The sequence below is a fragment of the Mesorhizobium sp. M1C.F.Ca.ET.210.01.1.1 genome (assembly GCF_004791585.1).
In the GTDB taxonomy this organism is placed as follows: Bacteria; Pseudomonadota; Alphaproteobacteria; order Rhizobiales; family Rhizobiaceae; genus Mesorhizobium.
Genome location: NZ_SRUU01000006.1, coordinates 252,217 through 258,829 on the forward strand (window position 1 = coordinate 252,217; position 6,613 = coordinate 258,829).

Annotated in this window: 8 protein-coding genes; 6 read left to right on the forward strand and 2 right to left on the reverse strand. The window is 64.5% G+C overall.

Features of this window, described 5'->3' with window-relative positions; all coding sequences use genetic code 11:
* Positions 1–72 precede the first annotated feature (72 nt).
* From dapD to EN853_RS09675, 4 genes are all read left to right on the forward strand, one after another.
* Positions 73–927, forward strand: coding sequence for a 2,3,4,5-tetrahydropyridine-2,6-dicarboxylate N-succinyltransferase (dapD, locus tag EN853_RS09660; RefSeq protein ID WP_127859331.1), 855 nt, complete (start codon positions 73–75; stop codon positions 925–927).
* Between the two features lie 72 nt (positions 928–999).
* Positions 1,000–1,362 carry a DUF805 domain-containing protein gene (locus EN853_RS09665; RefSeq protein WP_127859330.1) on the forward strand — a complete coding sequence of 121 codons (363 nt, stop codon included), beginning with the start codon at positions 1,000–1,002 and terminating at the stop codon, positions 1,360–1,362.
* A complete protein-coding gene (locus tag EN853_RS09670) occupies positions 1,355–1,732 on the forward strand; it encodes a DUF805 domain-containing protein (RefSeq protein ID WP_167524432.1) in 378 nt (125 codons plus the stop codon). The genes EN853_RS09665 and EN853_RS09670 overlap by 8 nt, the downstream gene beginning before the upstream one ends.
* 9 nt (positions 1,733–1,741) lie before the next feature.
* Positions 1,742–2,443, forward strand: coding sequence for a hypothetical protein (locus EN853_RS09675; protein ID WP_127859328.1), 702 nt, complete (start codon positions 1,742–1,744; stop codon positions 2,441–2,443).
* On the opposite strand, the gene EN853_RS09680 is transcribed toward EN853_RS09675, so the two are convergent.
* Positions 2,418–3,452, reverse strand: coding sequence for a 2-dehydropantoate 2-reductase (locus EN853_RS09680; protein WP_127859327.1), 1,035 nt, complete (start codon positions 3,450–3,452; stop codon positions 2,418–2,420). The two genes, EN853_RS09675 and EN853_RS09680, sit on opposite strands and share 26 nt — an antisense overlap.
* A 116-nt stretch (positions 3,453–3,568) precedes the next feature.
* On the opposite strand from EN853_RS09680, the gene dapE reads away from it, so the two are divergent.
* Positions 3,569–4,768 carry a succinyl-diaminopimelate desuccinylase gene (gene dapE / locus EN853_RS09685; RefSeq protein ID WP_127859326.1) on the forward strand — a complete coding sequence of 400 codons (1,200 nt, stop codon included), beginning with the start codon at positions 3,569–3,571 and terminating at the stop codon, positions 4,766–4,768.
* Positions 4,769–4,770: 2 nt separating this feature from the next.
* Positions 4,771–5,376 (forward strand): transporter, encoded by a 606-nt coding sequence (locus EN853_RS09690; RefSeq protein ID WP_127859541.1) that lies wholly within the window; start codon positions 4,771–4,773, stop codon positions 5,374–5,376.
* 109 nt (positions 5,377–5,485) lie between these two features.
* Here EN853_RS09690 and EN853_RS09695 read toward each other — a convergent pair.
* Positions 5,486–6,434, reverse strand: a protein-coding gene (locus tag EN853_RS09695; protein ID WP_127862949.1) for an IS630 family transposase whose coding sequence is annotated in 2 segments (ribosomal slippage) — positions 5,486–6,097 and positions 6,099–6,434 — 948 coding nt in all. Because the reading frame shifts where the segments join, the coding sequence is not laid out codon by codon here.
* Between the last annotated feature and the right edge of the window lie 179 nt (positions 6,435–6,613).

Genomic DNA, 6,613 nt, shown 5'->3' on the forward strand with positions numbered 1-6,613 from the left:
TCACATAGGGTCCGCGCGATTTCAAAACAGGTTAAGGCGCAGCCCTTAACAGCTTTGTAATGGAGCAATTTCATGTCGAAGCCCGATCTGGCGAGCCTCGAGAAGACCATCGAAAAGGCCTTCGAGGAGCGCGATACGATTTCGACCGCGACCCGTGGCGAAACGCGTGACGCCATCCAGTCGGCGCTCGACCTGCTCGACCGCGGCGAGGCACGCGTCGCCGAGCGGCAGGACGACGGCAAGTGGCATGTCAACCAGTGGCTGAAGAAGGCGGTGCTGCTCTCCTTCCGGCTGAACCCGATGGAGATCATCAAAGGCGGTCCGGGCCAAGCCGTGTGGTGGGACAAGGTGCCGTCGAAGTTCGACGGCTGGGGCGCAGTCGACTTCGAGAAGGCCGGCTTCCGCGCCGTGCCGTCCTCGGTGGTGCGACGCTCGGCCTATATCGCGCCGGGCGCCGTGCTGATGCCGTCCTTTGTCAATGTCGGCGCCTATGTCGATACGGGCACCATGGTCGACACCTGGGCCTCGGTGGGCTCCTGCGCCCAGATCGGCAAGAACGTGCATCTGTCGGGCGGCGTCGGCATCGGCGGCGTGCTGGAGCCGATGCAGGCCGGCCCCACCATCATCGAGGACAACTGCTTCATCGGCGCGCGCTCGGAAGTGGTCGAAGGCTGTATCGTGCGCGAGGGCTCGGTGCTCGGCATGGGCGTCTTCATCGGCCAGTCGACCAAGATCGTCGACCGCGCCACCGGCGAGGTCTTCTATGGCGAGGTGCCGGCCAATTCGGTGGTCGTCGCCGGCTCGCTGCCCGGCAAGCCGCTGCCCAATGGCGAGCCCGGCCCCAGCCTCTACTGCGCCGTCATCGTCAAGCGCGTCGACGCCAGGACCCGCTCCAAGACCTCGATCAACGAATTGCTGCGCGATTGATCTTTGCCGGAAACGGACGCACCTTCCGCCAGCGCGACATTCCGTCGCGCTGGTTCGACACGGAGGGGCGTCATGGACTGGAAATATCTTCTGACGAGTTTCGACGGCCGCATCAACCGCGCCAAGTTCTGGGCCGGCATCGGCATATTCATCGTCATTGCCATCGTTGCGTTCATCCTCGATTCGATCCTCGGCACGCGTTTCACCACCGACAGCGGCGCCCAGGTCGGCGTTATCGGCATCCTCGTCGCGCTGGCCTCGATCTATTTCGCGATTGCTCTCTATGCCAAACGCTGGCACGACCGTAACAAGTCGGGCTGGTGGACGCTGATCGGCCTTATACCCATCATCGGCGGCATCTGGCTGCTGATCGAACTCGGCATCCTCGAAGGCACCAGAGGCGCCAATCAATACGGACCGGACCCGCTTGCCTGAAAAAGCAGACTTCATCTGGCTCTTCTTCAAAACCTCGGGCCGCGTCAGCCGCGCGGCCTATTTTCTCGGCGGATTGCTGGTAGCCCTCGTGCAGGCTTTTCCGCTCTATCGCTTCACGCTGGTGCCGGAGGGCTCGGCCGAGAGCAACATGTGGTCGTTCGTCTTCTTCCTGACCTTCCTCGCCTCGCTGTGGTCGAACATCGTGCTGGCGGTGAAGCGGCTGCATGATCTCGACAAGCCCGGCATCGCGGCGCTGGTGCTGTTCGTGCCCGTCGTATCGATCGTCGCTTTCCTGGTGCTCTGCCTGTTCCCGGGACAACCCGGATCCAATCGCTACGGCAGCCGCACCAACGCGCCCGCCGACCGCTGAACGGCAGCCATGCGCTACCGCACGCTCGATCCGAAGCTGATCATCGAGACCGCCGAAAGGCTGGAGGAGCGCGTGGCCGAGCGTTTTCCGGACGCAGGCCTGCGTGGCGTCGCCGCCGAGCTGGTGTCGCTGTCGCGCGACCTGGCGAAAGCCGCAAAGGAGCTGGAGGCGCCGATCTGGTGGCTGCGCGGCGTCATCATCGCCGCTGTCGTCGCCGGCGCTCTTGTCTTCCTGTTCGTCGGCACCATCCTGCCGCTCGGCCGCTTTTCCGGATCCCATGACGCCGTTCAGTCGGTGCAGGGTATCGAGTCCTCCCTCAACGTGGTCATCCTCGCCGTCGTCGGCTTCCTGGCGCTGTTGCGGGCCGAGGAGCGCATCAAGCGCAAGAAGGTGTTCCGCGAGCTGCATGGCCTCCGATCGCTGATCCATGTCATCGACATGCACCAGTTGACCAAGGATCCGGCGACGCTGTCGGCCGATTTCAAGCCGACCGCGCATTCGCCCGCACGCATCACCAACGCAGCCGACCTCGCGCGCTATCTCGACTATTGCTCGGAAATGCTGTCGATCACCGGCAAGATCGCGGCGCTGTTCGCCCAGTCGGTCAATGACGACGTGGTCGTCGACGGCGTCAACGACATCGAAAACCTGGCCTCCAACCTGTCGCGCAAGATCTGGCAGAAGATCACGCTGATCGAGGACCGCCGCTGACGGCATCCGGCGTCAGCCCGGGCGGGCCGCGCTTTTCTGTTTCCGCCTGACGCACCAGCGCCGCGACGCGCCTGGTCTGAGGCACAGGCACGCCGGTCTTTTCGGCAAGCCGCAGGATCGCGCCTTGCAGTTCGTCGATCTCCGTCGGCCGGCCGCGCTTCAGGTCGTCCCACATCGAGCCCCGCGCCCTGGGGTCGATCGCCAGCAGCCGCCGCGCCAGGAGACCGAACAGCCAGTCCGGCAGTCTGAGCACCTTCGGCAGCAGCCATGGCGGCGGGCCAGCGATACGCGCGGGCTCGATGCCCGCGGCCTTCATGGCGGCCAGCGCCTCTTCGATCTGGCCCGCCAGAATGACCCGCCAGCTGCGGTCGGCCAGTTCGGCCGCCAGCGGCAGGTTGGACAGCGCCACCAGCGCATTGTTGAGATTCATCAAGAGCTTGCTCCACTGCACCGCCTTCATGTCGGCGTGGGTCTCAACCCCAAGTCCTTCGACATTGAGCAGTGCGGCAAGGCCGGGCACAGTATCCTCAATCATCACCATGCCGTCGCTGGCGCGGCGCACACTGAACGGGATCTCGCCGTCCGGCGACTGCACGACGTTGAACGCCACCATGCCGGCGAGCACGCGACGCGCCGGAAGCGCGACGCGCAGCTTGTCCGCGTTGTCGACGCCATTCTGCAGGCTGACGACGATGGCATCGGGGCGGGCATGGGTGGCAACAAGCGTCGCCATCTCCCCGGTCGCGCCGCTCTTCACCGTCACCAGGATGATGTCCGCGTTGCGCAGCGCCATCACGGGATCGTCGGTGACGGCAAGCGCCTCGGGCTCGATGCGGCGGTCGCGGCCGTCGAGATCGCTGACCCGAAGCCCATCCTTGCGCATGGCCTCGACGATACGTCCGCGGCCCAGGAAATTCACCTTTCGCCCGGCGAGCGCCAGGCAGCCGCCGACATAGCAGCCGATGCTGCCGGCACCGGCGACGGCGATGGTTTTTTCCGCATTGGCCATGCAATCGTCCAGACTTGGCTCGCAACTATACGACATGAAAACCATATTGTCGGCGGCGTGATCGCCCACTATGTCCGACCGTGACAGGTCCATTGCTTTCGACTATCGCTTTGCCCATGAAATTGCCGACCGACCCCGCCGAGAACCTTGCCGCCCTGATCCGCTGTCCTTCCGTGACGCCCACCGAGGGCGGCGCGCTGCGGTCGCTGGAAGACATGCTGAAGCCGCTCGGCTTCTCGGTCGAACGGCCGGTGTTTTCGGAGGACGGCACGCCGGACATCGAGAACCTCTATGCGCGGCGCTCGGGCAACGGCCCGCATCTGATGTTTGCCGGCCATACCGACGTCGTGCCGGTCGGCGACGAGGCGGCCTGGACGCACCCGCCCTTTGCCGCCGAGATCGCTAATGGCGAGATGTACGGCCGCGGCGCCGTCGACATGAAGGGCGGCATCGCCTGCTTCATCGCGGCGGTGGCGCGCCATATCGGAAAGAACGGCGGCCCCAAAGGCTCGGTCTCGCTGCTGATCACCGGCGACGAGGAGGGGCCGGCCATCAACGGCACGACCAAGCTGCTCGACTGGGCGGCCGCCAAGGGCGAGAAATGGGATGCCTCGATCGTCGGCGAGCCGACCAATCCGGACGCGCTCGGCGACATGATCAAGATCGGCCGGCGCGGCTCGCTGTCGGGCAGCGTCGTCGTCAACGGCCGCCAGGGCCATGCCGCCTATCCGCAGCTTGCCGACAATCCGGTGCGCGGGCTGATGAGCCTGGTCGACGCGCTGCTCCACCCGGTGTTCGACAAGGGTACCAGGGATTTCCAGCCGACCAATCTGGAAGTGACGTCGATCGATGTCGGCAATCCGGCGACCAACGTCATCCCGGCAAAGGCGACCGCCACCTTCAACATCCGCTTCAACGATACCTGGACGGCCGAGACGATCCAAGCCGAGATCCACAACCGGCTGGACCAAGCCGCGAGGCGCAAGAAATACCGCCCGGGCAAGAAGACCGCGGTCGATTACGAGCTTGTCTGGCGCGACCGGCCGAGCCATGTCTTCCTCACCCGCGACGAGAAACTGATCGACACGCTGAGCCGCTCGGTCGCGGCTGTCGTCGGCAAGACGCCGGTGCTCTCCACCTCCGGCGGCACTTCGGACGCCCGCTTCATCAAGGACTATTGCCCGGTGATCGAGTTCGGGCTGGTCGGCAAGACCATGCATATGGTGGACGAGCGCGTGGCGGTCGCCGATCTCGAGACGCTGACGCGGATCTACGAGCGCTTCATCGAGGACTGGTTCGGACAAGGTCTCACGTGACCATGCTTTCCGCGGACGAAACCTTTGCTTCGCTGGCCGGCGCCTGGCGGCTGATGTTCGGCAAGGCCGACGGCCTGCGCATGCTCGACCTTTCGGCGGACGGTTTCTGGAATTCCTTCTTCGCCATTGTCGTGGCATTGCCGGCGCTAATCGTCGGCTGGGTCGGGATTGCCAACGAAATCGGCGATCCGAATGCGTTCGCCGGCCGGCTCAGCCTGCTGATCCGGCTGGCAACGGTCGACCTCGGCTCCTGGGTGTTGCCGCTGGTGGCGCTTGCCTTGGTCGCGCCGCGCGCCGGCATCGGCGGCCGCTTCGTCCACTATGTCGTCGCCTCCAACTGGGCCTCCGCGATCATCGCCTGGCTGATGCTGCCGTCGGCGCTGCTGAGGCTCTTCCTGCCGTCGACCAACGAGGCCAGCGGGCTGGTGTCGCTGTTGTTGTTCGCGCTGTCGATGGTGCTGACCTGGCGCATGACCAACGCGACGATCGGCAGAGGCGCCGCCATCGGCACCGCGGTGTTCGTCGGCATGTTCATTGCCTCGCTGCTGGTGCTGTTCGGATTGCAGGCGCTGCTCGGCATCGACATACCGGACGGCACGACGGGCTAAAAGCAATTCCAGGAAAAGTGTGTAACAGTTTTCCGTCAGGAATTGCGTAAAAACAAATACTTAGAGCGGTTCGGCGATTCCGTGAAAGGCTGAACCGCTCTAGAGCGCTTCAGGTTTTGACGGAAGCGTATCCGGCGTTGTTGAAGTAGTTTGAGCATTCGTCGGGTTCTATGGTGGCGACGAGGTGTCCGATGTGTCGCCAGGTGTCGTCGATGGTTCGCTTCTGGGCAGCTCGCATCCAGTGCTTGATCTTGGCGAAGGCCTGCTCGATCGGGTTGAGATCTGGCGAGTAGGGCGGCAGGTACCAGAGCCTGGCGCCTGCGGCGCGGATCATCTGCCGGATGGCTGCCGACTTGTGGGAGCCGAGATTGTCCATGACGACGATGTCGCCCGGCTCAAGCACTGGCACGAGCTGCTGCTCGACATAGGCGCGGAAGCACTGGCCGTTGATCGGCCCGTCGAAGACGCAAGGTGCAGTCAGCCGGTCGCAGCGCAGCGCGCCGAGGAAGGTCAGCGTACGCCAGTGGCCGTATGGTGCCAAGCCGCGCAGGCGTTTGCCCTTCGGCCCCCAACCGCGCAGCGGCGCCATGTTGGTCTTGATCCAGGTTTCGTCGATGAAGACCAACTGCCGTGGGTCGAGACCGGACTGCCAGGAACGCCAGCGTTGTCGCCGTCGCGCGATGTCAGCGCGGGCTTGCTCAAGGGCCAACAGCGTTTTTTTTGAACCGCAAACCTTCGCGCCGCAGGAACTGCCACACCGTGTCGTGCGATACCTTCACACCGCGCGCCGCAAGTTCGTCCTTTAGCCGATGCAGCGACAGATGCGGCGTCTGATTGATCCGCTCCACGATGAAGGCCCGGTGCGGCTCCAGAACCCGCTTGCGATGGCCGCCCATCTTGCCAGGCGCGACCGACCCACTCGCCCGATAGCGCTGCGACCACTTCACCGCCGACGACACTGCTATGCCGAAACGAGCCGCAACCGTGCGGCAGCTCTCACCAGCCGCGATCGCCACAACAACACGCTCACGAAGATCATTCGAAAGAGGTCGCGTCATCCGATGCTGGCCTCCGATCCAGCCAGCATCTTGAATCACAAAATCAGCCTCTCCGGAATCTGGAGGCTTCTGTGAGGTCCGCGGGCACGACGGAGCGGCCGGGTTGGCTGTCGGACCTCATTGCAAGCCGGATTGAACGGAGCCGCGGGCAGGACTGGCGCTATGGGGATTGTAGCCCG